Origin of the sequence: Rhodopseudomonas palustris HaA2 (genome assembly GCF_000013365.1) — a bacterium.
Taxonomy (GTDB): domain Bacteria; phylum Pseudomonadota; class Alphaproteobacteria; order Rhizobiales; family Xanthobacteraceae; genus Rhodopseudomonas; species Rhodopseudomonas palustris_J.
Genome location: NC_007778.1, coordinates 4,991,827 through 5,018,599 on the forward strand (window position 1 = coordinate 4,991,827; position 26,773 = coordinate 5,018,599).

At 67.0% G+C, this 26,773-nt stretch carries 24 protein-coding genes; 5 read left to right on the forward strand and 19 right to left on the reverse strand.

Translation table 11 applies throughout. From position 1 onward, the window contains the following. Nucleotides 1-23 precede the first annotated feature (23 nt). From RPB_RS22195 to cofH, 19 genes are all read right to left on the reverse strand, one after another. Nucleotides 24-1,730 carry an ABC transporter ATP-binding protein gene (locus RPB_RS22195; RefSeq protein WP_011443275.1) on the reverse strand — a complete coding sequence of 569 codons (1,707 nt, stop codon included), beginning with the start codon at nt 1,728-1,730 and terminating at the stop codon, nt 24-26. A gap of 525 nt (nt 1,731-2,255) precedes the next feature. Next, nucleotides 2,256-3,032, reverse strand: coding sequence for an IclR family transcriptional regulator (locus RPB_RS22200; RefSeq protein WP_011443276.1), 777 nt, complete (start codon nt 3,030-3,032; stop codon nt 2,256-2,258). Nucleotides 3,033-3,131: 99 nt separating this feature from the next. After that, the gene (cofD, locus tag RPB_RS22205; protein WP_011443277.1) at nt 3,132-4,121 is read right to left on the reverse strand and encodes a 2-phospho-L-lactate transferase; all 990 of its coding nucleotides are present in this window, start codon (nt 4,119-4,121) and stop codon (nt 3,132-3,134) included. Then, complete coding sequence (cofE, locus tag RPB_RS22210) at nt 4,118-4,876, reverse strand: coenzyme F420-0:L-glutamate ligase (RefSeq protein WP_011443278.1); 759 nt, start codon at nt 4,874-4,876, stop codon at nt 4,118-4,120. The genes cofD and cofE overlap by 4 nt, the downstream gene beginning before the upstream one ends. A 10-nt stretch (nt 4,877-4,886) precedes the next feature. Then, on the reverse strand, nt 4,887-5,552 hold the full coding sequence (npdG, locus tag RPB_RS22215) for an NADPH-dependent F420 reductase (protein WP_011443279.1): 666 nt from the start codon (nt 5,550-5,552) through the stop codon (nt 4,887-4,889). 30 nt (nt 5,553-5,582) lie between these two features. Further along, the gene (locus tag RPB_RS22220) at nt 5,583-6,212 is read right to left on the reverse strand and encodes a flavin reductase family protein (RefSeq protein ID WP_011443280.1); all 630 of its coding nucleotides are present in this window, start codon (nt 6,210-6,212) and stop codon (nt 5,583-5,585) included. Then, nucleotides 6,209-7,216 carry an LLM class flavin-dependent oxidoreductase gene (locus RPB_RS22225; protein ID WP_011443281.1) on the reverse strand — a complete coding sequence of 336 codons (1,008 nt, stop codon included), beginning with the start codon at nt 7,214-7,216 and terminating at the stop codon, nt 6,209-6,211. Before RPB_RS22225 ends, RPB_RS22220 begins: the two co-directional genes overlap by 4 nt. Nucleotides 7,217-7,224: 8 nt before the next feature. Beyond that, a complete protein-coding gene (locus RPB_RS22230) occupies nt 7,225-8,178 on the reverse strand; it encodes an LLM class flavin-dependent oxidoreductase (RefSeq protein ID WP_011443282.1) in 954 nt (317 codons plus the stop codon). After that, nucleotides 8,171-8,638 (reverse strand): (2Fe-2S)-binding protein, encoded by a 468-nt coding sequence (locus tag RPB_RS22235; RefSeq protein ID WP_011443283.1) that lies wholly within the window; start codon nt 8,636-8,638, stop codon nt 8,171-8,173. The genes RPB_RS22230 and RPB_RS22235 overlap by 8 nt, the downstream gene beginning before the upstream one ends. 1 nt (nt 8,639) lies before the next feature. Then, nucleotides 8,640-9,506 (reverse strand): FAD binding domain-containing protein, encoded by an 867-nt coding sequence (locus tag RPB_RS24980; protein ID WP_011443284.1) that lies wholly within the window; start codon nt 9,504-9,506, stop codon nt 8,640-8,642. Between the two features lie 2 nt (nt 9,507-9,508). Then, complete coding sequence (locus tag RPB_RS22245) at nt 9,509-9,961, reverse strand: SRPBCC family protein (RefSeq protein ID WP_011443285.1); 453 nt, start codon at nt 9,959-9,961, stop codon at nt 9,509-9,511. A gap of 1 nt (nt 9,962) precedes the next feature. Further along, a complete protein-coding gene (locus tag RPB_RS22250; protein WP_011443286.1) occupies nt 9,963-12,230 on the reverse strand; it encodes a xanthine dehydrogenase family protein molybdopterin-binding subunit in 2,268 nt (755 codons plus the stop codon). Nucleotide 12,231: 1 nt separating this feature from the next. Beyond that, complete coding sequence (locus RPB_RS22255; protein WP_011443287.1) at nt 12,232-13,743, reverse strand: tripartite tricarboxylate transporter permease; 1,512 nt, start codon at nt 13,741-13,743, stop codon at nt 12,232-12,234. Beyond that, entirely contained in the window at nt 13,743-14,195 is a 453-nt protein-coding gene (locus RPB_RS22260; RefSeq protein ID WP_011443288.1) for a tripartite tricarboxylate transporter TctB family protein, read from the reverse strand. Before RPB_RS22260 ends, RPB_RS22255 begins: the two co-directional genes overlap by 1 nt. Next, nucleotides 14,192-15,145 carry a tripartite tricarboxylate transporter substrate binding protein gene (locus RPB_RS22265; protein WP_198135137.1) on the reverse strand — a complete coding sequence of 318 codons (954 nt, stop codon included), beginning with the start codon at nt 15,143-15,145 and terminating at the stop codon, nt 14,192-14,194. Before RPB_RS22265 ends, RPB_RS22260 begins: the two co-directional genes overlap by 4 nt. An 18-nt stretch (nt 15,146-15,163) precedes the next feature. Continuing rightward, the gene (locus RPB_RS22270) at nt 15,164-16,426 is read right to left on the reverse strand and encodes a pyridoxal-phosphate dependent enzyme (RefSeq protein WP_011443290.1); all 1,263 of its coding nucleotides are present in this window, start codon (nt 16,424-16,426) and stop codon (nt 15,164-15,166) included. Next, nucleotides 16,426-17,625, reverse strand: a complete 1,200-nt coding sequence (locus RPB_RS22275) for a M24 family metallopeptidase (protein ID WP_011443291.1) — start codon at nt 17,623-17,625, stop codon at nt 16,426-16,428. Before RPB_RS22275 ends, RPB_RS22270 begins: the two co-directional genes overlap by 1 nt. 240 nt (nt 17,626-17,865) lie before the next feature. Next, entirely contained in the window at nt 17,866-18,465 is a 600-nt protein-coding gene (gene cofC / locus RPB_RS23900; RefSeq protein WP_011443292.1) for a 2-phospho-L-lactate guanylyltransferase, read from the reverse strand. After that, nucleotides 18,462-20,855 (reverse strand): 5-amino-6-(D-ribitylamino)uracil--L-tyrosine 4-hydroxyphenyl transferase CofH, encoded by a 2,394-nt coding sequence (gene cofH, locus RPB_RS22285; RefSeq protein WP_041798423.1) that lies wholly within the window; start codon nt 20,853-20,855, stop codon nt 18,462-18,464. Before cofH ends, cofC begins: the two co-directional genes overlap by 4 nt. Before the next feature lie 342 nt (nt 20,856-21,197). On the opposite strand from cofH, the gene RPB_RS22290 reads away from it, so the two are divergent. Genes RPB_RS22290 through RPB_RS22310 form a run of 5 tightly spaced genes read left to right on the forward strand, consistent with a single transcriptional unit; the run spans nt 21,198 to nt 26,773 of the window. Beyond that, a complete protein-coding gene (locus tag RPB_RS22290) occupies nt 21,198-22,220 on the forward strand; it encodes a branched-chain amino acid ABC transporter permease (RefSeq protein WP_198135138.1) in 1,023 nt (340 codons plus the stop codon). Beyond that, on the forward strand, nt 22,217-23,173 hold the full coding sequence (locus tag RPB_RS22295; RefSeq protein ID WP_011443295.1) for a branched-chain amino acid ABC transporter permease: 957 nt from the start codon (nt 22,217-22,219) through the stop codon (nt 23,171-23,173). Before RPB_RS22290 ends, RPB_RS22295 begins: the two co-directional genes overlap by 4 nt. Further along, nucleotides 23,170-23,967, forward strand: a complete 798-nt coding sequence (locus tag RPB_RS22300) for an ABC transporter ATP-binding protein (RefSeq protein ID WP_011443296.1) — start codon at nt 23,170-23,172, stop codon at nt 23,965-23,967. The genes RPB_RS22295 and RPB_RS22300 overlap by 4 nt, the downstream gene beginning before the upstream one ends. Then, nucleotides 23,964-24,704, forward strand: a complete 741-nt coding sequence (locus RPB_RS22305; RefSeq protein WP_011443297.1) for an ABC transporter ATP-binding protein — start codon at nt 23,964-23,966, stop codon at nt 24,702-24,704. Before RPB_RS22300 ends, RPB_RS22305 begins: the two co-directional genes overlap by 4 nt. Further along, nucleotides 24,701-26,773 (forward strand): hydantoinase/oxoprolinase family protein, encoded by a 2,073-nt coding sequence (locus tag RPB_RS22310; RefSeq protein WP_011443298.1) that lies wholly within the window; start codon nt 24,701-24,703, stop codon nt 26,771-26,773. Before RPB_RS22305 ends, RPB_RS22310 begins: the two co-directional genes overlap by 4 nt.

Consider the following 26,773-nt stretch of genomic DNA (forward strand, 5'->3'; position numbering starts at 1 on the left):
GAGGAGCGGCGGCGACACGCGCGCTATTGCAGCACATGCAGGCTGCTGTACGCCCCGCCCCGTCGCATCAGCTCGTCGTGCGTGCCCTGTTCGGCGATGCCGCTGTGATCGACCACCACGATGCGGTCGGCATTGCGGATTGTCGCCAGCCGGTGCGCGATCACCAGGGTGGTGCGCCCCCTCGAGAGTTCCTCCAGCGAACGCTGGATTTCCCGCTCGGTGCGGGTGTCGAGCGCAGAGGTGGCTTCGTCGAGAATCAGGATCGGCGGGTTCTTCAGGAACATCCGTGCGATTGCCAGCCGCTGCTTCTGGCCGCCCGATAGTTTGACGCCGCGCTCGCCGATCACGGTGTCGAGCCCGTCCGGCATCGCCGCGATCATGTCGTCGAGGCGGGCCCGGCGCGCCGCTTCGAGGATGTCGGCTTCGGAAGCACCGAGCCGGCCATAGACGATATTGTCGCGGATCGAGCCGCCGAACAGGAAGACGTCCTGCTGCACGATGCCGATCTGACTGCGCAGCGACACCAGCGTCATATCGCGAATGTCGATGCCGTCGATGGTGATGGAGCCGGCCTCGATCTCGTAGAACCGCGGCAACAGCGAACACAGCGTGGTCTTGCCGGTGCCGGATGGTCCGACCACGGCGACGGTGTCGCCGGCACGGATCTCGAGATCGACGTTGCGAAAGACCGACCGTCCCTTCGCGTAGCCGAAGCTGACGCCGCTGTAGCGCACGTCGCCGCGCAACGCGGTGACGCTGACGGCGCCCGGACGGTCGACGATCTCCGGCTCGGACTCCAGCAATGCGAGATAGCGGCGGAAGCCGGCGATCCCCTTGGGGTAGGTCTCGATCACCGACAGCATCTTGTCGATCGGCCGGAAGAACACGTTGACCAGCAGCAGAAAGCCGACGAAGCCGCCGTTCGACAATTCGCCCCGCAACACGAAATAGCTGCCGGCCACCATCACCACCAGCTGGATCAGACGGGTGCCCATGTAGCTCAACGAGCTGCTTGCGGCGATGATGCGATAGGCCTCGAGCTTGGTGCGGCGATAATTCGCGTTGTCGCGCGCGAACAGCCGGCGTTCGTGATCTTCGTTGGCGAAGGCCTGGACGATGCGGATGCCGCCGACATTTTCGACGATGCGGACGTTGAAATCGCCGACCCGACTGTAGATCTGCTGCCAATTGGCGGTCATCTGCGCGCCGTAGCGCGAGGTGATCCAGGCGATCAGCGGCACGATGGCGGCGGTGATCAGCGCCAGCTTCGGATTGACGGCGAACATCAACGCGAACGCACCGACGAACGTCATCGCCGCGATGAACAGGTCTTCCGGGCCGTGGTGCGCCACCTCGCCGATCTCCTCGAGATCCTTGGTGACCCGCGCCACCAGATGGCCGCTGTTGTTGTCGTCGAAGAAGCGGAACGACTGCTTCTGCAAATGGTCGAAGGCCTTGCGCCGCATCTCGGTCTCGATGTTGATGCCGAGCTTATGGCCCCAATACACCACCACCGCGATCAGCGCGGTGTTGGTGAGATAGATCACGAGCAGGCCCGCAGAGGCGAGAAGGATGAGCCCCCATTGCTGGGTCGGCAGGAGATCGTCGACGAACGCCCTGATCGCCATCGGAAAGCCGAGTTCGAGCAGGGCCGACACCACAGCGCAGGAGAAATCCAGGATGAACAGCGTCTTCCACGGCCGATAGTAGGCGAAGAACTTGGCGAGCATGTGCTGCGGCATGACGGCTTCGGCTTCCATTTCTTCGAGACATGCAGCGCCATCGCGCAGACGCGGAAACCGCGAGGTCCCGTCCGAGTTCAGCGGCAAAACCGGATCGGGACTGGCGGAGCTCTCTGCCCTTCGTCGCCGAGCGACGATCGAGCCGTCGGCCGTCGCTCGGCCGCCGATAGCCGCGGGCAGTCCCGACGACATCGTCCGAGTGATGACGCCACAGATGTTTCCGTCGGCGCGATCCGCACGACAATCCGCGCGCCTGCCGCCGTCGGCATCCACGGTCACAAATATGCCGGCGGGCTCGTCAAAAGTGTCGCTGAGGCCCGCAGCGAAATACGAATAGAGATCTTCTTCGCAGGGCACAATCGCACGAGCTTATAATCGGTCTACGCTCTGCGGGACGACATCGCGACGACCACAAGCGTTCACGCGAGTGACTGTCGCAGCTCGCTTGGTTCTGCCCGGGATGTGCCCGGCGACGGCGAGTGGACTTGCCCCATAGTTCAGCGGAGTGGATATTCACTTGAGCGAGCCGAGCCGCCGAGACGCTCGGGTCGCAGATGCCTTGACCAGCTCGCAGAGCTCTTCGATGGCGCGAGCCGACAATCGCTGCCGTGGCACGGCGCCGCTCAGGGCGGCGATGATACCGCCGCTGGCGTCGCGAACGGGGACTCCGACGGCGAAGACGTTTTCGAGGTTTTCCTCGTCGCAGATGACGTAGCCCAGCCGACGACCCTCCTTGAGATCTTTGAGGATTGCGGACACCGAGCGCTTTGTCTTCTTCGTCAGCTGTTTGAGCGGGCCGGTGCCGAGCAGAGCCTGGACTTCGTCGTCCGATCTGTCGAGCAGCAGAGCTTTGCCGAGCGCGGTCGAATGAAGATAGGTGCGTGATCCCGGCGCGTTAGTAATCGAAATCGGGCCGCCACTCTGCACCGTCGCCAGATACACGACATCCTGGCCGCGCAGCACGCCAAGGAAGCTGTTGACCTGGTGCTGCTCGGCAAGTAGGTGCAGTTCAGGTGCAGTGGCGGCGTTCAGGTCGGTCGAGGCGAGGAACGCCGAGCCGATCTGGAATGCCTTGTAGCCGATCTTCCACTTCGAATTTCCCAGCGACTTCTCGACGAAGCCGGCTTCGGACAAAGTGTTGATCAAGCGCTGCGCGATGCTCGGCGCCACGCCGAGCTGGCGGCCCAGTTCGCGTACGCCGAGCTCCCCTTCCTGCCCCAGCAACTCCAGCACCGCCAAAGCACGCGCGACGGTCTGACTGCCGGTCGCCGTCTTTCCCACACTAACCATCTGGATTTCGTCCCAGCGAGAAACTGCTGCCGTTCAGCGCGCGACGACACGGCATCGGCAGGCAATGCGGATACTCGGTTGCCGGCATCATTTCAAAGCCTATTTGGTCGAACCCTGGTCGGGGTGCGGCGCGCGGGTTCGGATCAGCGCGCGGGCGAAGTCGAGGCAGCTGTCGGCCAGGGCCACCCGGTCAGCGTGCGAGCGCATCACCGTCGGCACGACATGGACGGCCATGCCGAGAGATGCGATCTCCGGCGCCAAGGCCTCATCGCAGCGGTCGATGACGATGCCGTCGACGAGGCCGCGATAATGCGCGGCGACGCCGAGCGCCGACACCGGCGCATTCAGTTCCTGCATGATCTTGGCCGCCGGACCTTTGATGGCGGCGCCGCCGACGATCGGCGACACCACCACGATCGGCACGCCGAGTTCCGTCAGCCACGCCCGCGCACCCGGCACCGCCAGGATCGGATCGATGCTGAGATACGGATTCGACGGGCAGATGATCACCGCCGCCGGCTGAGGCAGCGCGCCGATCGCAGGATTGAGCCGTGCCTCCGCAGCGCCGGCAAACGCGATGCGATCGACCGGGACGCCGCAGGCCAGCCGCACGAAATATTCCTGGAAGGCGATTGCGCGGCCGCCGCTGTGGATCACCGTCCGGACCGCATCGTCCGACATCGGCAGCAGGCGCGCGGCGATGCCGAGCGCAGCACTCAGTTCGGCGGCGACCTCGGTCAACGTCGCGCCTTCGCGCAGACGGTTGGTGCGATAGGCGTGGGTGGCGAGGTCGCGATCGCCGAGCTTGAACCAGGCCGGTCCACCGAGCCGCGCCAATTGCTCCATGAAGCCCCACGTCTCGCCTTCGAGGCCCCAGCCCTGCTGCGCATTGGCGACGCCGCCGAGCGTGTAGGTGACCGTGTCGAGATCGGGGCTGATGTGGAAGCCGAGATGCTCGAAATCGTCGCCGGTGTTGACGATGACGGTGAGCTTGTCGCCGAGCGCATGCGCCAGACCGTCCGCCAGCTTGGCGCCGCCGACGCCGCCGGCGAGTGCAATGATGTGATCGTCTGCAACAGGCGCGGTCATCGAAACAAATCCATGTGTTTGGGCCGCAGCAGATCACGCGCGGTGCCGATGCCGGCGAGATCGACCCCGCGGACCACGACGACCGGCGTCGCCTCCGCGGCCTGCCCCATCAGCAGCGACGCCGCTGCCGCGACTTCGTCGGCGGCGCCGACCTCGGTGGTCTCGAGCTTGCGGCCGAACAAATCGGGCTGACCACGCAGATCGCGCATCGTGGCGATGCCGCTGGCGCCGATCGTGGTGCCGATGGTGCCGTTGCGCCAGGCGCGACCGATGCTGTCGATGATCATCACGCCGACGGTCGCGCCGGTCCCGGCGATCAGCTGCTCCCGGATCTGCTGCGCCGAACCGTCGGGATCGAGCGGCAGCAGCAGCGCGGTTTCGCCCTCTACATTGGAGCGATCGATGCCGGCATTGGCGAGCACCAGGCCGAGCCGGTGCTCGACGATGATCACGCCCGGCCGAACGCGCAGCACCTCGCTCGATTCCGCGAGGATCAATTCGACGATCCGCGGATCCTTGTGGGCCTGCGCGGCGATCTCGACAGCGCGCGGCGACGGCGTCACCGCCGCCAGATCGACGCCGCGGCCCTCGGCCTTCGAGACCACTTTCTGCGCGATCACGACGATGTCGTGATCCTGCAGGTGCCGGCCGCAATCCGCCAGCGATGCCAGGATCAGACCGGCCAGGTCGTCACCGGGCTCGACCAGCGGCACGCCCTCCAGGGCAAATATCTCCAAAGCACGTCGGACCGACAATCGACTCTCCTCAGGGGAGGCCGGTGATCCGCACTCCCGCGTCGGGAATCTTATAGAATTTATTGATCCAGATCAGCGCCGAAGTGAGGCTCTCCGACACCACCGAATTGGCCAGCGGCCCGATGTCGATGCCGCGCAGGCCGGCGTCGACGGCGAGCTGCATCACGGTGGCGCGCGCCTCCTTGTCGTCGCCGGCGACCAGCACGTCGCAGTCGATCGCGTAGTCCGGATCCTTCAGCTTGTGGGCCGAGACGTTCTGGAACGCCGACACCACCCGCACGCCGTCGCCAAGCAGCGTCTGCACCGCGACGACGCAGGAATCGGTCTCCGGCAGCTGCACCCGGGTGACCTTGGGCGGCACCAGCGGCACGGTGACGTCGATCAGGATCTTGCCCTGCAGCGCGTCCTTCAGCCCCTGCACGGTCGCGATCTGCGCCTGATACGGCACGGTCAACACCACGATGTCGGCTTCCGCCACGCCGGAGGCGCTGTCGGCGCCTTCGGCTGTGCCGCCGCCGAGACGGGCATTGAGCTCGTCGGCCGCCGCCTTGGCCTTCGCGGCGTCGCGCGAGGCGATGATCACGCGGTGGCCGTGCTTGGCCCAGCGCAGCGCCAGTCCGCCGCCTTCGGCGCCGGTGCCGCCGACGACACAGATCGTATGAATTGTTGCAGTCATGGCATCCTCTGTTCTGCTATCAGCGACGGCTTATACTTCGACGATGTCGCCGAGCCGCACGTAGTTGCGGCCGCCGATGCGGGCGACCGGGGCATAGGCCCGGGGATCGATCTTGTGGTTCTGCGTCAATCCCGCGGCCACGTGCATCGCGACGATCCGCCCGACCACCAGATGGTTGGGGGCATCGCCGAAGGTCAGCACCTGGTCGAGCCGGCACTCGAACTGGATCTTGCTGCCGGCGAGCCGCGGCGTCCGGATATGGCGCGACGGCAGCGTCGCGAAGCCGAGCAGATCGACCTCGCTGACGTCGGGTGGATACTCTTCGCTCGCCTGCTGGACGCTCTGTTCCCAGCCTTCCGGCACCATGTTGATGACGAACTCGCCGGCGCGCTGCACATTGGCCAGCGTGTCCTTGGCGACGTCGCTGCCGGTGCGCGGCCCGACCGAAAAGCCGAGCAGGCCCGGATCGACGGCGAGGATCACGAACTGGCTGAACGGCGCGGCATTGACGATGCCGCCCGGGCCGAGCGACGTGACGAACGCGATCGGCCGCGGGATCACCGCGCCGGTCAGCATCTTGTAGCGGTCGGCGCGGCCGAGCGCGGCGAGATCGATCTGATCGAACCGCTCCTCCGTCGCGCCTGCCGCCGGTTCGCTCATGCCGGCACCTTGGCCATCACTTCGGTGCCGAACCATTCGATCTGCTCGTTCATCTCCTCGACCGTGTCGGCCGGAAACATCAGCGCGCTGCAGTGCTGGATGCCGATCGCGCGCAGCTTCTCGATCTTCTCGAGGATGACGTCGGGAGAACCGACCAGATTGGCGATCACCTGGTGGCTGAGGTCGCGGCCGGTGTAGGCGAGCGATACGCGATGCGCGACCAGGCCGCTCTCCATGTAGCGCTTCTCGGCCTCTTCCATGGTCTTGGCGATGGTGCAGGAAAACTGCGGGGCGATCTCGATCGACGCCGGGTCGCGGCCGAGTTCGGCGGCCCGCGCCTTGAGGTCCTTGATGCGCTGCTCCATCTCAGTGAGCGGCCGCCAGCCGGGCAGCCAGCCCTGCCCGTAACGCGCGGCGCGCTCGATTGCCTCGAGATTGTGCCCGCCGATATACAGCGGGAACGGCTGCACCTTGCTCTTCGGAAACATCTCGACGTCTTTGAACGAGTAGTAGGCGCCTTCGTGGCTGGCGCTGGGCTCGTTGAACAGCATGTCGAGCGCCAGCAGCCCCTCGTCCATCATGTCGCCGCGCCGCGCCTTGGCGGCGCGCGAGCCGCCCCAGGCGAGAAATTCCTCCCGATAGGCGCCGAGCCCGACCGCCATGATGAACCGCCCGTTCGACATCTGGTCGAGCGAGATCGCCTGCTTGGCGAGATACACCGGATCGCGCATCGGCAGCACGGTGAGCGCGGTGCCGAGCTTGATCGTCTTGGTGGCGCCGGCGATCGCGGCGAGCACGATCAGCGGCTCGTAGAAGTTCGGCGGCTTGCCGGGAAACAGTTCGCGGACGTAGTTCTGGGTGGTGATGTGATCGTTGCCCCACACCGAATCATAGCCGAGGCGCTCGCAGAGCTGCGCCTGGGCGATGAAATCCTCCGGCCCCGCGAACGGGATCGGATACATCACGCCTTCGAATCCGGTCGACAGACAGACACTGAACTTCATGCGTTTCCTCATGACGATGTTAGGATGGCTTTGATCTGCGCGTCGTCGCGCACGCCGGCGATGACGATCTCGTCGAGCCCGGAGGCGTGATACTCGGCGAGCCGCCGGCGCAATTGTTCGGGCGTTCCGCTGGCGGCATGGCGGGCGACGATGTCGTCGCCGATCATCGCTTCGGCGCGGCTCCAATCCTCCGCCAGCACCGCGTCGTTCAGCCCTTGCTGATCGAGCGTGGTACCCGCCAGACCGAGATTGGTCTTGTGATGTGAGCCGCGCAGCAGAATCGCGAGAATCCGCCGCAGACGGTCGTTGGCACGCCTCTCGTCGTCGTCGACCGAGGCGTAGACCAGGCCCGAGGTCTTGACCTTGCGCCCCTTGGCGCCGCGCGCGACGCTCTGCAGCGTCTGCGCCACGAACGGCACCGAGGCGCCGGCGCTGATCAGCACGCCGTCGGCCTCGGCGCCGGCCAGCTCGAGCATCTGCGGACCCGACGCCGCCAGCACGATCGGAATCTCGGCCCCGGCCGCCGCCAGTCGGCGGCGATCGACGCGAAACGTCTCGCCCTGGAACGTGACCGTCTCGCCCGACAGCAGCGCGCGGACGAGCAGCAGCGCTTCGCGCATCGCCCGCAGCGGCTTGGCGCCGTCGACCCCGATCGCCGCGAGGTCGGCGGGCGCGCCGACGCCGAGGCACAGCTTGAGTCGCCCCGGAAAGCGTTCCGCCAGCGTCGCCGTGGCCATGGCGATCTGCACGGGATGCTGCGTCAGCGGGCTCACCGCCATCAGCGCGACCTTGAGGCGCCGCGTCTCCGACAGCGTCAGCGCGCCGAGCACCGCCGGATCGCGCAGGAACAGATGGTTGGCGATCCAGATCGTGTCGGCGCCACCGGCTTCGCCGGCCGCGACCTTGTCGCGAAACACGGCCGGTTCGTCTCTGCCGTCGCTGGAGATCGAGAGTTCAGACAAGGCTCTTCACCGCTTCGAGGATCTTGATGTAGCCGGTGCAGCGGCAGATGTTGCCGCGCAGATAATGCCGGATCTCCTGCTCGGTCGGATGCGGATGGTGCTCCAGCAAAGCCGTGGTCGCCAGCACCATGCCGGGCGTGCAGAATCCGCACTGCATCGCTGCGTGGTCGACGAACGCCTGCTGCACCGGGCTGAGTTCGCCGCGCTGCGCCAGCCCTTCGATCGTCACCACCGATCTGCCGTCGATGTCGGCGGCGAGCGACGTGCAGCTACTCACCGGGAGACCGTCGACCAGCACGGTGCAGGCGCCGCACACCTGCACGTCGCAGGAGCGCTTGGTGCCTTTCAGTCCAAGATCGTCGCGCAGGAAGTCGATCAGCAGTTCGAACGGCGCCACCGACCGAGTCTGCGGCGCGCCGTTGAGCGTGAAGGAAATGTCGAGCGAAGCGATATCGGCCATGTCAGCGCCCTCCTGCCACGCCGGCGCTGTCCAGCACTGCGCGTCCGATGAACACGGCGGCGAGATGCCGCTTGTAGTCGGCGCTGCCGTAGATGTCGTCGGACGCCGGCAGTTCGGCCGCCATGGCTTCGGCCGCCTGCGGCAAGACGTCGGACAGCGCCTGCGGCGGCACGCCCGCGAGTGCCGCTTCGACCGGCTCCGCATGAATCGGGTTGTCGCCGATGCAGCCGATCCAGACGCGGTAGCGCGGCGCGCCGGCCTGCGACTGATACGCCGCCGCCACGCCGACGGCAGGGTATTCGAGGTGACCGAAGCTGCGATAGCAGAATTGCTCGCCGGCGGTCGGCAGCGGGACGCGGATCGCGGTGAGAATCTCGTCGTCGGCGCGCGCGGTGGTGAACGGACCGAGGATGAACTCGGCCATCGGCACGCTACGCCGGCCGTCCGGCCCGTGCAACGTCACCGATGCGCCGAGCAGGCAGAGCAGCGCCGGGGGATCGGCGTGCGGCTCCGAGAAACACAGATTGCCGGCGAGCGTGCCCGACGCCCGCACGCGGATGTTGCCGACGTTGTCGCTGAGCTTGGCGTAGGCCGGCAGGAATTCGCGGATCAGCGGGTCGGTGGCGAGCCGCAGATGCGTCACCAGCGGCCCGATCACCAGCTCGTTGCCGTCGCGCGCGAGCCGGTCGAATCCGGCGATGCGCTTCAGATCGATCAGATGCTCGTAGCGCAGGACGCGCGCCTTCAGCGCCAGCAGCAGCTCCGTTCCGCCCGCATAATACGCGCTGTCGTCGCCGAACTGTTCGCGCAATGCCAGCGCGGCCTCAAGCTCGGTCGGACGATGCAACTGGAACGGGGCGAGCCGCACGATCAGATCTCTTCCAGGCGCTTGCGGAAATTGGCCTCGAATTCGGCGAAGTTCTCCTGCGCCTTCTTCTTGATCATCGAATGGCCGAGCGACGCCAGCCGCCCGGCGATCTGCAGATCGGCCTGCACCGCCAGCCGCGTCAGCTCCGCCGCGATGACCTCGAGCCGCAGGTCGAAATTGACGCGCAGCGTGGTGCCGGTGAACTTGTCCTTGCCGGTGGCCTGCGCGATCACGAATTCCAACTCGCCAAACGCCTCGACCACGATCTCGGCCGGCACCTCGAGCTTGAACGGCCCGATCTTCTGCTTCATCAGCGCCGAATAGGCCTTCAACCGCTCCTTCTCCTCGATCGTCTCGATGCCGGGAATACAGCCGGCCATCTCGCGGATGTCGAGCATGATCGGCCACAGCCGGTCCGGCGTGCAGGGTAGATCGGCCTCCATCCGGAATTCCATCTCAGCGGTCCTTCCTGTCCTTCAGCGCACGCCAGACGCGCTCCGGCGTCAGCGGCAACTGTTTGACGCGGATGCCGAAGCCGGTCGCCAGCGCATTGGCGATCGCCGGCGCGATCGGCAGGATCGCGCCCTCGCCCATGCCGCGCATGCCGCCCGGCCCCGGCCCGCCGCCGTTTTCGATCAGCACGGTTTCAAACTGCTCGGGCACGTCGTCGATGGTCGGGACGTGATAGTCGATCATGGTGCCGTTGACCGGCTGGCCGTCGGCGTAGATCAGTTCCTCGAACAGCGCGTGGCCGAGCCCCATGATCGCCGCGCCCTCGTCCTGTCCTTCGGCGCCGCTGCGGTTGATGGCGCGGCCGATGTCGGCGACGCTGACATAGCGCTTCACTGCGATCTCGCCGGTGTCCTCGTCGAGCGTGATGCCGCAGCGGCCGGCCGCCGTTTCCCAGAACAGCGGCGCCTTGGCCAGCGCGCCGCCGCGTGACCGCGGCGAGATCCGGCCGATGCCGATCAGTTCGCCGCTGTCGATGCCGAAATAAGGATGCAGCAGATCGGCGAAGCTGTAGCGCCGGCCTGCCGACGTGAAGCCGCCCGAGACCAGCGCGATGCTCGCGGGATCGAGCCCGAGCGTCGACGCGGCGATGTCGTCGATCTGCGCCTTGATGTCGGCGGCGGCGTCCTCGATCGCCAGCGCCATCATCAGCGACGAGCGGCTGGCGCCGGTGCCCCAGTCGAACGGCGCAATCGCGGTGTCGGGCGTCAGCGCGCTGACCGCGGACACCGGCTGGCCGAGCTGTTCGGCGGCAACGCGGCACAGCACCTCGCGAATGCCCTGCCCGACCTCGATGCTGGAGGAGATCACCGCGATCGACCCGTCGATCTTGAGCCGCAGCAGCACGCCGGCGACCGGCGAGTTCGCCGGATCGGCGACGCCGAGCGCGGTGCCGTGGACGATCCTGCCGTGCGGCCCCTGCGCGTCGAGCCGGCTCATCGCCTGCGACGCCAGCCCCATCGCTTCCGCCATATCGACGTCGATCGGCGTCAGATCGGGGCGGACATGCTCGCCGCGTTTCAGCATGTTGCGGTAGCGCAGCTCGACCGGATCGATGCCGAGCGCGTCGGCGATGATGTCCATCTGGGATTCGGTGGCCCATACGCCCTGCGGTCCGCCGATCGAGCGAAACGCCGCGCCGGGCACGGTGTTGGTGTAGACCGCCGTGCTCCGCAGCCGCAGATTCGGAATCCTGTACGGGCCGATGGCGCGGATCGCCGCCTTGATCGCCACGGCCGGCCCGGTGTCCGCATAGGCGCCGCCGTTCATCAGCACCTCGACGGATTTCGCCTGCAGCATGCCGTCGGCGCTGACCGCCGTCTTCAGGTTGATCGTCGCGCTCAGCCGCCGCGCGGTCAGCATCGATTCCGATGCGGAGAAGCAGATCCGCACCGGGCGGCCGATCTTCCACGCCACCGCCGCGACCAGCGGATCGATCTTCACCGAGGCCTTGCCGCCGAAGCCGCCGCCGATCAGCGGCGTGATGATCCGCACCTTGGCGATCGGCAGATCGAAGATGCGCGACAGCACCTTCTGCACCGCGGTCGGCGCCTGGCCGCAGCTCCACACCGTCAGCCCGTCGTCGCCGAACGACGCGATGCCGCAATGCGGCTCCATCGCGTAGTGATAGACCATCGGGAAGTCGAAGCTGTCTTCGAACACGCGATCCGCCGACGCGAATGCCGCCGCGACGTCGCCGGTCTCGTAAGCGTAGCTCTGGAAGATGTTGGTGCCGGCGACCGGCTTGGCTTCGCCCTTGAAGTAGAAGTCCTTGAGCGGCTGGACGGCGGCGTGCAGCAGCGGCGCATCCGGCGCCAAAGCATCGGCGGCCTCGGTGACGTAAGGCAACGGGTCGTAATCGACCATCACCGCATCGAGCGCCTCTTCGGCCGCGGCCTCGGATTCGGCCACCACCACCGCCACCGGCTCGCCGACATAGCGCACGCGATCGAGCGCGATCAGCGGCCGGTCCTTCAGCGACACGCCCCAGATCGCGTCGATGCCGTCGAAATCGGCGCCCGTGACGATGCCGATCACGCCCGGCATCGCAAGCGCGGCGGCGATGTCGATGCCGGTGATCCGCGCGTGCGGCATCGTGCTGCGCAGCACCTTGCCGTGAGCCATGCCGGGCACGACCAGATCGGAGATGAACGCGGCGCGGCCGGTCACCTTGTCGAGGAAGTCAACGCGATCGGGACGTGCCGCGGCGGTCATCTCAGCCCTCCGACGGCACGGCGCGGTGGCGCGTGCGGCCGAAATGCGACCACAGCTGGGCCGTCAGGATGACCGCGGCGACCAGCAGGATCGTCAGCGACATCGGCCGCTGCAGGACGATCAGCAGGCTGCCGTCGCCCATCAGCATCGATTGCCGCAGCGCGGTGTCGAGAATGTTGGCGAGGATGAACGCCATGATCAGCGGACCGGCGTCGAGGCTGGCCTTGCGCAGCAGATAGCCGATGCCGCCGAACAGCATCAGCGTGGTCACGTCGGCGAAATTGCTGCGCAGGCTGTAGGTGCCGAAGATCGCGATCAGCAGGATCGTGGCGCTGAGCAGCCAGGACGGCACGCGGAGCAACTGCACCCACAGCCCGACCAGCGGCAGGTTCAGCACCAGCAGCATGATGTTGCCGACATACATCGACGCAATGACACCCCAGAACACGTCGGGATTCTTCACCAGCATCAATGGGCCGGGTTGCACGTTCTGGATCAGCAGACCGGCGAACAGCACCGCCGTCACCGCGTTGCCCGGCAGGCCGAGCGTGAGCAGCGGAATGAACGAGGCCGTCGCCGCCGAATTGTTGGCCGATTCCGGCCCGGCGACGCCGGCGATGGCGCCGTGGCCGAACTGCTCCGGCGTCTTCGACAGCTTCTTCTCCAGCGTGTAGCTCATCAGCGAGGCGAGAATGGCGCCGCCGCCGGGAATCAGCCCGACGAAGAACCCGATCACCGAGCCGCGTGCGATCGGGCCACTGGATTCGCGCCAATCCTGGCGGCTCGGAAACAGCCGGCCGATCTTGGTCGACAGCAGCGAGCCGCGCGATTTCTCCTCGAGATTGTGCAGGATCTCGGCGACGCCGAACAGGCCCATCAGCATCGGCACCAGATCGATGCCGTCGGTGATGGCCATGATGTTGAAAGTGTAGCGCTCGACGCCGGTGATGGTGTCGATGCCGACCAGACCGAGCAGCAGCCCGACCAGCACCATGGTGATGCCGCGGACCGGCGAGCCGCCGGACAGCGTGGCGCTCAACGACAGCCCGAACAGGGCCAGCGCGAAGTACTCGGGTGGCCCGAAGGTGACGGCGAATTTGGCGAACAGCGGGCCGACCAGCGCCAGCGCGCACACTGCGACGGTGCCGGCGATGAACGACCCGATCGCGGCGATCGCCAGTGCCGGGCCGGCGCGGCCCTTCTTGGCCATCTGATAGCCGTCGATGCAGGTGATCACCGAGGCGGCCTCGCCCGGGACCTTGAGCAGGATCGAGGTGGTCGAGCCGCCATACATCGCGCCGTAATAGATCGAGGCCAGCATGATGATGGCGCCGAGCGGCGAGCCGGCGTGATAGGTGAGCGGCAGCAGCACCGCGATCGTCGTCACCGGGCCGAGCCCCGGCAGCACCCCGACCAGCGTGCCGAGCACCGAGCCGATCGCCGCGTACAGCAGGTTCGACGGCTCGAGCGACAGCGAGATACCGTAGGCGAGTTTTTCCAGGGCGTCGAACATCACCAGGCGGGCCCCAATTGCATGGGCACCTTGAGCAACAACGGGAAGATCACCAGCCCGCAGCCGGTGAGGCCGGCGCTGGCGATGACGGCGCGCAGCATGCTCTGGCGATAGAATCCGCGAATCCAGATCGTCAGCAGGACGAGCGTCGCGATCACGAAGCCGGTGTAGGGAACGACGATCGCGTAGACGATCGTCGTCAGGATCGCCAAACCCGGCGCGAGCGCGAAGCGGCTCTCGTCGGCCGGCAGCCGCTCACGCACCACGAGCACCAGCAGCCCCAGCAGCGCGATCGACACCGCCAGCGGCAGCACCCCCGGCCCCGGCGCGTCGTCGACCCAGAAGCCGAGGCGGAAGGCGCCGAGCCCGAAGGTCAGCGCCAGCGCCAGCAGCATCAGGACCGCCACGTAGGTCGGCGTCGTCAGCCGTGCCATGGCGATGGGGCGGCTCATTTCGCCTTGCCGATGTCCTGCAGGATTTCGCGCGCCGAGGCGTATTCGCCCTCGACCAGCTTCTTGACCTCGGCACCCGGCAGGTCGAGCGGCACCATGCCGAGCCGCTCCATCGTGTCCTGGAACGTCTTGTCGCTCATCGCCTTGCGGAAGGCGGTTTCGAGCTTCATGCGCACGTCTTCCGGCATCCCGGCCGGTCCGATGATCGCCTGCACCGACCGCAGCGATTTGAGACCCTTCTCCGACAGGCTCGGCACGTCCGGATACGATTTCGAGCGCTGCGGCGTGGTGACCGCGAGCAGCCGCACTTCCTTGCTCTCGATGAAAGGCGCCCAGACCGACGTCTCCATGATGAAGTCGACGTGGCCGCCGAGCAGCGCCGGCACCGAGGCCGCGGAGCCCTGCTGCGGCACATGGACGAACTTCGCCTTGGTGGCGAATTGCAGCGCCTCGCTGGTGAGATGCTGGGTGGTGCCGACGCCGGCGGTGCCGTACTTGATCGCTCCCGGCTTCGCCTTGCCCTCGGCGATCAGATCGTCGATCGTCTTCCAGCGCGCATCGGCCTTCACGGCGATGCCGATCAGATTGTCGCCATAGTAGCTGATGTACGAAAACGCGTTGATCGGGTCGAAGGGTAGCTGACGTCCCTGCAACGCGGCCAGATAGCTGGTGCTGGACAGCGTGCCGATCGTGTAGCCGTCCGGCTGGGCTTTGGCGAGGGCGGCCATGCCGATCGAGGTCGAGGCGCCCGGCTGGTTGATCACCACGATGGTCTGGCCGAGCGAGGCTTCGGCCGCCTTGGCCAGCACGCGCGCGGTCTGGTCGGTGCTGCCTCCGGCGGCCCACGGAACGATCAGCGTGATCGGCTTGTCGGGATAGTCCGCGGCCGCCGCCTGCGGCAGGAGCGCCGCCAACACCAGACCGACAGCTCCGACGATTTTCGATTTCATGTCCATCTCCATCTCGCCTCAGTTGCTTGGAACTATTCCCGCCGATTGCAGGATTTGCCAGGCTGCCGACAGATCGGACGGCACCGCCATGGTGTCGCCCTGGGTGGCGGCAGTGACCGCCGGGTCTTTCAGACCCGACGCCGTGAGCAGCGAGACGACGACGTCGTCCGGCTTGATGATTCCCGATTTTGCGAGCCGCTCGACCGCGACCAGTCCGCCGGCGGACGCCGGCTCGAGATAGCGGGCCTCACGCGTCGCCAGCAGACGCTGCCATCGCATGGTGTCGTCGTTGGAGATCGTCACCGCTCGGCCGCCGGATTTTCGCACGATCTCGAGCGCCTGATAGGTGCCCTGCACGGCGCCGATCGAGCCCGACACCGTGTCGAAGGTCTTCGGCATCGCCGGCGGCGCTTCGAGGTCGTCGTCGAGCGCCCGGCCGATCGAGCCGTAGACCTCCGCGGCGACCATCTTCGGCATCCGATCGATCCAGCCCGCCGCCTTCATCTCGGTGAAGCCGCGCCACATCCCGATCAGCGCGTCGCCGTAGCACACCGGCAGGATGCACCAATCCGGGGCCCGCCAGCCGAGCTGCTCGACGGTCTCGTAGGCCAGCGTCTTGTAGCCTTCGATGCCGTAAGGATTGGAGCCGACGGCCGGGCCGAAAAACGGCGAAGTCGGAAACCAGCCATACTGCCGCACGGCGTGCTCCATGAACCGCCAGCGGTCTTCCTTCTGCGGCACGGTGACGACCTTGGCCCCATAGGCGCGCATCTGCGTCACCATCGGACCTGCGGCCCAGCCGAACGTGAACACCACGCAGGGGATGCCGGCTTTCGCCGCATAAGCGGCGGCGGCGGCGCCGGCGTTGCCGGATGAACTCGACACGATAGTCTTGGCGCCCATCTGCTTGGCGACCGACACCGCGATGCAGGCGAGACGGTCCTTGAACGACCAGGTCGGATTGCCGCTCTCGTCCTTGCCGTAGAGCCGTTTGAGACCGAGTTGATCGCCCACCGCGCGCAGTTGGCGGAGCGGCGAACCGCCCTCGCCGAGCGACACGGCGTCGGCCTCGCTCACCGGCAGCACGTCGCCGTAGCGCCACAGGCCGCTCGACGGCCCGGCGCCGGCCGCGTCCGGCTTGCGCAAGGCGAGCGGCTCATCGTAGACGACGATGAGATTGCTCCGCACCACCGGCCGGCAGGCCGGGCAGTCCTCGGCGTAATGATCCGGGGCATAAAGGGCGCCGCAGCGCAGGCACTGCAGCCCTTTGACCTTTGCCATCAGAGCACCCGCAGCGCCGTGTTCGACAGCATGAACGACTCGACGCCGTCCTTGGTGACGACCAGCGTGTCCTCGACCTGCAGACCGGCGTAACCGATCTCGTAGTACGGCGTCTCGACGCAGATCACCATCCCCTCCTCGAACACGTCCTTGCTGGAGGGCGCGATGTTCGGCGCGTCGTAGCCGTCGAGGCCGATGCCGTGACCGACATGGCTGCGCTGATAATGCGGGATGCCCTCGCGGCGCACGGCCTCCACCGCGGCATTGAACACATCGGCCGCCTTGACGCCCGGCTTGATCATCTCGATCGCGCGATCGAGACCGACGCAGATCGCGCGATGATACTTGCGCGTCTTGGCGTCCGGCTCGCCGAGCACGCCGTTGCGGGCGATATCGGCGCGATAGTGCTTGTAGCGGCCGCCGACGTCGAAGCGGATGATATCGCCGGCGATCAGTTCGCGATCGGTCGGCTGCACATTGGTCCCCGCACTGCGGGCGCCGACGCCGATGCAGCCGAGCACGGGCATTCCACCCTCGACGATGGTCTTGGTGTGAAATGCGCGCGCCAGATCGTTTTCGGTGGCCCCGACCTTGGCCACCGCCAGCGCCGCATCGATCGACATGTCGGCGATCTGCGCCGACTTGCGCAGCCGCGCGATCTCCTCCGGCGTCTTGATCGCCCGCCCGTAGCGGAAAATGTCCGCGGCCCTCACCAGCGTGGCGCCGGGCAGCGCCTCGGCGAGCTGATCCCAATATTGCGGCAGGATGCCGATCTCGTCGACGCCGATCCGCGCGTTCTGCAGGCCGCGGTCCTTGATCACCTTCACAAGGGCCTTGACGGCGTCGCCGCAGTCGCCCTGCGCGAGCAATGCGTCGATGCGCCGATCCTGCGCATCGAGCTCCACGCCTTCCGCCTTGTTGACCGAAAACCCGCCGAAGCGGCGAATATCCTTCACCCAGACTTCCGAGTCGGCGGCGAGATCGATCAGGCCGGTCGAGGCGATCACCGCCGGCTCTCCACCGCCCGGCGCCGGCAGCAGCGCATAGGCCTGCGGACCGCGGCGGATCCACTGGCTCATCGCCCAGAAGCCGCTCGCATAGGTGACGTTTTCCGGCATCGTCGCGACGAGCGCGGCGAGCGACGCCTGCTTCATTCCCGCGTTGAGCCGTTCGATGTTGGCGAGCATTGCACTGTCCATACTTGCTTCGTTCCGAATTTCGGAACATCGTTCCCATTGAAAGAACAGTACGGGATTTTCCGCAGCGCCGTCAAGTTGCGGTGCCGTCCCCGGATGGTGATCAGTGAGGCGACGGACGCCCGCGATCGGCACTCGGCGTCGGACACCGCATGCGGCAACAAGGGCGCCGCGGACGAAGCCGAACGGCCTCGCGCGTTCGCGACCGACATGGGCATGGGACGGACGGTGCCTTTCGCCGCTTCAGGCGGCCGCGTGATTCGCCCACTCCCGATAGTCGTCCGGCGCGTCGAGATCGAAGGCGATACGCTGATCGACCATGATGGCCGGCGTCGTTCCGAGCGCGCGCGCCGCGTCGGCGTGCCGCTGGAAGCTGGCCGGGCCGTAGCGGAACGGAAACGAAGCCACGTAGCACGCGTCGACGCAAAGCAGGTTGGTACCATCGAACTTGCGGTCCGGCCCGATCATCACCGCCGCGGCTTCGGCGGCGGCGCGGCGCAGGATCTCCGGCTCGACATAGGGCAGATCGATCGGCAGGATCATCAGGCGCGCCAGCGTCGTGACGTCCCGGAGCAGCTGGCGCCGCGCGACGGCCAGGGCGCCATTGAGACCGTCGGCCTCGTCGTCGATCGCGCTCACGCCGCACGACGCGGCGACGCGGTGGACATGCGCGTCCGCGCTCACCACCCTCACCTGCTCGGCACCGACGGCCGCAACGGCCGCCGCCAGCGTCCGGCGCAGCATGCGCTCGCACAGCCAGCGCCGGCCGATCGGATCGAGCGCGCTCGCCAGGCGCGACTTGCCGAACGCGAGCGGTTTGCAGGGGATCAGAACGTGGGTCATCGTGCCAGCGCCATCTGCTTCGGCACGAACGGTGTCATCACCAGATCCTGCAGCTCCGGCGCGGCGAAGCTGGCGTCGCGGCGCTCGGCATCGACCGGGCGATACAGCGTCGTCCGCTGCTCGGCGACCCGGCCGGCTCGCGTGATCAGGGCTTCCATCGCTTCGGGCGCCAATTCCTGCCCATGCTGGGTACCGGCGGCGCGCGAGATACTCTCGTTCATCAGCGTGCCGCCGAGATCGTTGACGCCGGACCGCAGAAGACTCGCGACGCCGTCCTCGCCGAGCTTCACCCAGGAGGCCTGAATATTGGTGATCAGCGGATACAAGACCAGCCGCGCCACCGCATGCATCAGCCGCACCTCGCGCCAGGTCGGGCCGCTGCGCGCCTGGCCGCGCAGCGACATCGGCGCTTCCATATGGATGAACGGCAGCGGCACGAATTCGGTGAAGCCGCCGGTCTGCTCCTGCAGATCGCGAATTCGCAACAGATGCGCGGCCCAGCTGTCGGATCCTTCGACGTGGCCGAACATGATCGTCGCCGTGGTGCGCAGACCGACCCGATGCGCACTGCGCACGATGTCCAGCCAGATCTGCGTGTCGAGCTTGTCGGCGCAGATGACCTGCCGCACCTTGTCGTCGAGGATTTCGGCAGCGGTGCCGGGCAGCGAGCCGAGGCCTTCGTCGCGCAGCATCGACAGGAAGTTCGACACCGACATGCCCAGGGTGGCCGCACCTTGGCTCACTTCCAAAGGCGAGAACGCGTGGACGTGCATCTGCGGCACTTCGTTCTTCACCGCGCGCAACAGATCCACATAGGTCTTGCCGGTGTAGTGCGGGTTGATGCCACCCTGCATGCAGACTTCGGTCGCGCCGCGATCCCACGCTTCGCGGGCGCGACGCGCAACCTCCTCGAGCGACAGGTCGTAGGGCCTCCCGCGCAGATGGTCGTGGGTCTTGCCCTTGGAGAACGCGCAGAACTTGCAGGCGTAGCTGCAGACATTGGTGTAGTTGATGTTGCGGTTGACGACGTAGCGCACGGTCTCGCCGCTCGACGCCGCTCGCACCGCGTCGGCCGCCTCGCAGATCATGTCGACGTCGCCGCCGCGCGCGCCGAACAGCGCCTGCACCTCGGGCTGCGACAGCCGCGTCCCGCCCGCCGCGCGGACGACGAGTGCCTCCAGCGAAGGGTCGCTGCGGCGCGCGGCGCCGGTCGGCGGGATCGGCGCCAGACCGCCCGGCATCCAACCATCGTCGCGCGGGAAGCCGTCGGCGTCGACCGCTTTCAGGACCTTCGGCAGCAGCGCCGGATCGATCCAGTCCGCGGCGTGGCGAACATAGGCGGGATACACCGCGAGCCGGGGCTGCAGCGTCAGCCCGACCGCTTCGGTCGCCTGCTGCAGCCGCGCGATCTCCGGCCACGGCGCTTCCGGATTGACGTGATCGGCGGTGACCGGCGAAATCCCACCCCAGTCGTTGATGCCGGCTTCCAGCAGCCGCGGATAATCCGCGTAGCTGAGGTTCGGTGGCACCTGGATGTTCATCTTCGGCCCGAAGATCAGGCGCGCCACCGCGGCGGTCCACAGCAGGTCTTCAAGTCCGGGCTCGTGCCGGTCCGCGAACCGCGTATCGGCCTTGGCGCGGAAATTCTGCACGATGATTTCCTGCAGATGCCCGTAGCGCCGATGCAGCGAGCGCAGCGCCAGCAGCGATTGCACCCGCTCGAGGCGGGTCTCACCGATGCCGATCAGAATTCCGCTGGTGAACGGCACCCGCAGCCTGCCCGCGGCCGCGATCGCGTCCAGCCGCACCGCCGGCAATTTGTCGGGCGAGCCGAAATGCGCCTCGCCGCGCGCGCACAGCCGCTCGGACACGCTCTCCAGCATGATGCCCTGCGACACGCTCACCTTGCGCAGCCGCGCGGTCTCCGCTTCACTCATCACGCCGGCATTGACGTGCGGCAGCAGGCCGGTCTCGGCCAGGATCAGCTTGCAGATCTTCTCGACGTAGTCGACCGTCGTCGCGACGCCCTGCGCCGCAAGAAATTCTCGCGCGGCGGCGTAGCGTGCCTCGGGCTTGTCGCCGAGCGTCAGCAGCGCCTCGTGACAGCCAGCCGCCTGCCCGGCCCGGACGATCGCCAGCACATCGTCCGGCGACAGGAAGGCCGCCTCGACCTGGCGCGGCGTTTTGGCGAAGGTGCAGTAGCCGCAGCTGTCGCGGCACAGACGGGTCAGCGGCACGAACACCTTGCGCGAGTAGCTGATCACATGGCGGTGACCGTCGCGGGCGAGCGTCGCGGCCTCGTCGAGCAGTTCCGCCATCGGCATCGCCTGGTACGCCCGCAACAGAGCTTCGGCGTCCCGCGTGTCCCACACCATGTCGTCGACCTTCATCTCATTGTGCCGCCGACCACGGCGTTCGTCTTGGGTTCGAACATCGTCGTCCGATCGGGACGCGATCATCGGGCGGACCCGCGGTGGCGTACCGCTTATCGGTACGATGTTTCGATAAATCTGACAGTCCCGGCCTCGCAAGTCAATCCGCGCAGCCCGACCAGCCGGGATCGTCCGAACATTTCGCCCTGCAGGACAGCGGTCGCCGCACGGCGATCGTTCCGAAACTGCGCACGACGCTGTTGTGAATGAAGTGATGTAGGCGGCGCCGTTCCGGCGGGTCAAGCGGCTCGGTCGCGGCTGCCCGCAACATCCGCGCCGCAGAAGCCGAATGACCGGCAAATGCGCAAGCTTTGCCGCGGGAATGAGCAACGCGCGTTCATTGGCAAATTGACGCGCCGATCCCGCTCCCCTAGATTGACCGGAACGGTGTTCTCTTTATCGAAACACTTGTCGAGACGTCAGACGCGGGATGCAATGGAAGTCAGCGCGACATATCTGCTGCAACTACTTATGAACGGCCTGATGCTCGGCCTGATCTACGCGTTGATCGCGGTGGGCCTGGCACTGATCTTCGGTGTGCTCGAGGTGATCAACTTCGCCCATGGCGAGCTGTTGATGCTCGGCGGTTACGCCATGGCGCTGACTCTGCCGCTGGTCGGCCTGTCGTATTGGCCCTCGCTGCTGGTCGCCGTGATCGTGACTTCGCTGGTCGGCGTCGTGCTCTACGAAGTCTTCTTGCGTCACATCGGCCAGAAGGAATTCGAGCGCAGCATCCTGACCACGCTCGGCATCTCGATGATCCTGCTTTACGGCATGCAGTACCTGTTCACGGCGACGCCGATGATGGTGGACACCGCCTACGGGTTCGACGGTGTCCAGATCGGCTCGATCCGCATCACGCTGACCCGCCTGATCGCCGGCGCGCTGTCGGTCGCCGCCTTCACGGGTCTTTATTGTCTGCTGAGATTCACCCAGTTCGGCCGCGCCATGCGGGCCATCGCCCAGAACCGCGAAGCCGCGCTGATGGTCGGCATCAAGCCGCGCCACGTCGCCCGCAATGCCGTCGCGCTCGCCGCCGCCTTGTGCGGCCTCGCCGGTGCTGCACTGGCGCCGATCCAGCTGCTGCACCCGGCGATGGGCCAGGCGATGATCTTCAAGGCTTTCGCTCTGGTCGTCATCGGCGGCCTCGGCAACATGACCGGCGCCGTCGTGGTCGCCATCGCGCTCGGCATGATCGAGAGCTGGATCGGCGGCTTCTTCAGCATCGTCTGGCAAGAAGGCGCGATCTTCGTGATCATGATCGTCGCGGTGTTGCTCCGTCCGGACGGACTTTTCAAGCGCGGGAGCATGCGCGTCGGATGACCGAGCCCCGCTGGACTCCCTACGCCGTTCTCGTCGCGATCGCCCTGCTGGCGGCGCTGCCTTTGATGACCGGTTCCAACTACATCGTCGGCATCGCGATTTCGGGGCTGATCTTCCTCACCGCCGCGGCGGCGCTCAACCTCGTCTACGGCTATGCCGGCCAACTCTCCTTCGCACAGCTCGGCTTCTGGGGCGTCGGCGGCTATTGCGCGGCGATCGCCGTCGTCGATCTCGGGCAGAGCTTCTGGTTCGGCATCGCCTTTGCCGGGGTCGTCAACCTGCTGCTCTCCGTCGTCATCGGCATCGTCATCACACGCACCACGCGCCACGCCTTCGTGGTGGTGACCCTGACCTTCGCGCTGCTCGCCGGCCTGATCGCACGCGACTGGGTGGGCGTGACCCGCGGCCCGCTCGGCATCCCCGGCCTGCCGCCGCCGAGCCTGATGGGATTCGCCTTCGACACCGGCGCCCGGTTCTACTACATCGCGCTGGTCTTCGCGCTGATCGCGCTGGCTTTCCTGTACAGCCTGAAGACCTCGCGCATCGGCCTGATCCTGAAGGCTATCAAACAGAACGATCCGCTGGTGGAATCCCAGGGCATCGCGCCCGGCCCCTACAAGCTCGCCGCCTTCGTGATCGCCTCGGTCATCACCGGCATGGCCGGCGGCATCTATGCGTTCAACCTCAAGGTGATCGATCCGAGCTTCCTCGATTTCTACTACATGCAGACCTTCCTGATCATCGTCATCATCGGCGGAGCCGGCAGCTTCTGGGCCGTCGTGCTGGCGGGCGCCGCGATGGTCGTGCTGCCTGAAGCCCTGCGTTTTTCCAACGAACTGCGCATGGTGATCTATGGCGTGGTGCTGGTCGCGGTGATGATGTTCATGCCGCGCGGCGTGGCCGGCTGGCTCGAGGATCGGCGGATCGCCGCCTTGCGGAAGGCGCTGCGATGAGCGCCATCCTGAACGTCGCGGATGTCAGCAAGGCCTTCAGCGGCGTGCATGCGGTGCAGGGCACGTCGTTCGAGGTGGAAGCGGGCAGTATCACCGGCCTGATCGGCCCCAACGGCTCGGGCAAGAGCACGACCATCGACTGCATCAGCGGCTTTCAGACCCTCGATGCCGGCCGCGTCCTGCTCGGCGAGCGCGACATCACCGGGCTGCGGCCAGCGGAGATCGCCAAGGCCGGCATGATCCGCACCTTCCAGAACGTGCGCGTCTACGATTCCTACAGCCTGCTCGACAATCTGCTCGTCGCCGGAGAAGCCTTCCGCGATCTGAACTGGTTCGATGCGCTGGCGCGGACGCCGCGCTATCGCCGGGTCCGCGACGCCGCCGAGGACCGCGCACGCGGGCTGATCGACCTGGTCGGTCTGACCCGGCTCAGCGATGCGCCGGCCACGGTGCTGTCCTACGGCCAGAAGAAGCTGCTCGCCTTCGCGGCGGCGATGATGGCGAAGCCGCGCCTGATCGTACTCGACGAGCCGGTCGCCGGCGTCAACCCGACGCGGGTCAACGAAGTCGCCGACATCCTGCGCAAGGCCAACGCCACCGGCATCTCCTTCCTGATCGTCGAGCACAATGTCGAGTTCATCAACAGCCTCTGTCACAAGGTGATCGTGCTCGAACAGGGCCGCAAGCTGACGGAAGGCACGCCGGCGCAGATCCGCAACGATCCACGCGTGCTGGAGGCCTATCTCGGCATCGCCCGGCCGGCCGCCGCGGCGGCGGAGGCCGAGGCATCATGAGCAGCTACCCGAAACTGGAGATCATCAATCTCAGCGCCGGCTACGCCGATGTGCCGATCGTGCGCGATTTCTCCACCCGCCTCGCGCCCGGCTCGATCACCACGCTGATCGGCGGCAACGGCGCCGGCAAATCGACGCTGCTGCGGGCGATCTACGGCACCAATCGCTGGTTCGCCGGCCAGATCGTGCTCGATGGCGAGCCGATCCATCAACTCAGCCCGGCGGAGCGGCTCAAGCGCGGCGTCGGCTTCGTACCGCAGGGGCGCTGCAATTTCCCGCAGATGACGGTCGCCGAGAACCTGAAAATGGGCTGCTACACGCTGCCCGGCCGGAAGCATCAGGCGGCGATCGCGCGCGTCACCGAGCAATTTCCGATGCTGAAGCGGAAGTGGTCGGAGTTGGCCGGCAACCTCTCCGGCGGCGAACAGCAGGTGCTGGAGACCGCGATGGTGCTGCTCACCGGTCCGCAACTGCTGCTGCTCGACGAGCCGTCGCTCGGCCTGTCGCCGAAGACCCAGGCCGAGGTCTTTGCCGTCGCCAAGGAGATCGCCGGCGCCGGCGTCACCGTGCTGGTGGTCGAGCAGAACGTCCATGGCGCGCTGCTGGTTTCCGATACGGCGATCGTGATGGAGCTCGGCCGCAAGTTTCTCGAAGGCCCTGCCCGCGAAGTGCGCGACGATCCGCGCATCCGCGAGGCCTATCTGGGCGGCAACATCAAGGAGACGATCGAGGAATGACGCCCGCCCGCCTGGCCGTCGATATCGGCGGCACGTTCACGGATTTCGCGCTCGAAGTGGGCGACAAGCGCTACAGCCGCAAGGTGCTGACGACGCCGACCGCGCCCGAACAGGGCGTGCTCACCGGCGTCGGCCTGATCATGCAGGATGCCGGCCTCGCGCCTTCCGATCTCGGCCTGATCATTCACGGCACCACGCTCGCCACCAACGCGATCATCGAACGCAAGGGCGCGAAGACGGCGCTGCTGGCGACGCGCGGTTTTCGCGATGCCATCGAGATGGCCTATGAGCATCGCTTCGAGCAATACGACATCTTCATGGACAAGCCGCCGCCGCTGGTGCCGCGGAATCTGCGCCTCGAAGTGCCGGAGCGCATCGACGCCAACGGCGGCGTCGTCGAACCGCTCGACGAGGCCGCCCTCGCCGGTCTCGTGCCGATCTTGCGCGCCGAAGGCGTGACCAGCGTCGCGCTCGGCTATCTGCACTCTTACGCCAATCCGGCCCACGAGATCCGCAGCCGCGACATCCTCACCACGCTGGCGCCCGACCTCGCCATCACCATGTCGAGCGAGGTCTGCCCGGAGATGCGCGAATACGAGCGCTGGTCCACGGCCTGCGCCAACGCCTATGTGCAGCCGGTGATGGACCGCTATCTGAAGCTGCTCGAGGAAGCGTTGCGCGCCCGCGGCTTCCGCTGTCCGATCTATCTCATTACGTCCGCCGGCGGCCTGACCACCGTCGAGATCGCGCGGCGCTTCCCGATCCGCCTCGTCGAATCCGGCCCGGCCGGCGGCGCCATTCTGGCCGCGCATATCGCCAACGAACGCCGGCACGATCATATCGTGTCGTTCGACATGGGCGGCACCACCGCGAAGATCTGCCTGATCGATCATGGCGAGCCGCATTTCGAACGCTCCTTCGAAGTCGCGCGGCAATATCGTTTTCTGAAGGGCAGCGGGATTCCGATCCGCATCCCGGTGATCGAGATGGTCGAGATCGGCGCCGGCGGCGGCTCGATCGCGTCGGTCGATGCCATGCAACGCGTCCAGGTCGGCCCGGCGAGCGCCGGCTCCGAGCCGGGCCCGGCCTGTTACGGCCGCGGCGGCGCGAACGGCACGGTGACCGACGCCAATCTGCTGCTCGGGCGTCTGCAGGCCGATCGCTTCGCCGGCGGCAAAATGCAGCTCGATACCAACGCATCGGCCGCCGCCCTGCAGGCCTCGGTCGGTCGCGCGTTGTCGCTCGATGCCGCGACGGCGGCGCTCGGTGTCATCGAGGTGGTCGAGGAGAACATGGCCAATGCCGCGCGCGTCCATGCGGTCGAGCGTGGCCGCGAACTCGCCAATCGCGTCATGATCGCGTTCGGCGGTGCCGCACCGATTCATGCCGCCCGCCTCGCCGAGAAGCTCGACATTGCGACGGTGATCGTCCCGGCCGGCGCCGGCGTCGGCTCCGCCTTCGGCTTCCTACTGGCGCCGATCGCCTACGAGGTGGTGCGCACGCGCCATGTGCGGCTCGATGACGGTTTCGATCCGGCGCCGCTCAACGCGCTGCGCAGCGAGATGCGCAAGGAGGCCGAAGACGTCGTCCGCCTCGGCGCGCCGACCGCCGAGCTCGTGGAAGGCTGGAGCGCCAGCATGCGCTATCGCGGCCAGGGCCACGAACTCACCGTCACCATCCCGGCGAGCGATTTCACCGCGGGCTCGGTCGCCGAGCTGGAGCGGCTGTTCCTCGCCGATTACGAACAGCAATTCGGCCGCCGGATTCCCGACCTCGACGTCGAGATTCTCGGCTGGTCGCTGCGGCTCGCCACCGTCAGTCCGCCGATCCTCCCCTGCCCGCCAATGCCGTCCGGCACGGCCGCCGAGCCGGCGGCGCATGTCGATGTCGTGGCGCCGCAGACCGGCAAGACGGAATCCATCGCGCTCCACACTCGCCGCGACCTCGTGCCGGGCGCGATCGTCGCGGGCCCCGCGCTGATCGTCGAGGACGAAACCACGACGATGGTGACCCACCGCTACACCGCCCGCATCGACGCGCTCGGCAGCATCGTCATGACGAGGACCTGA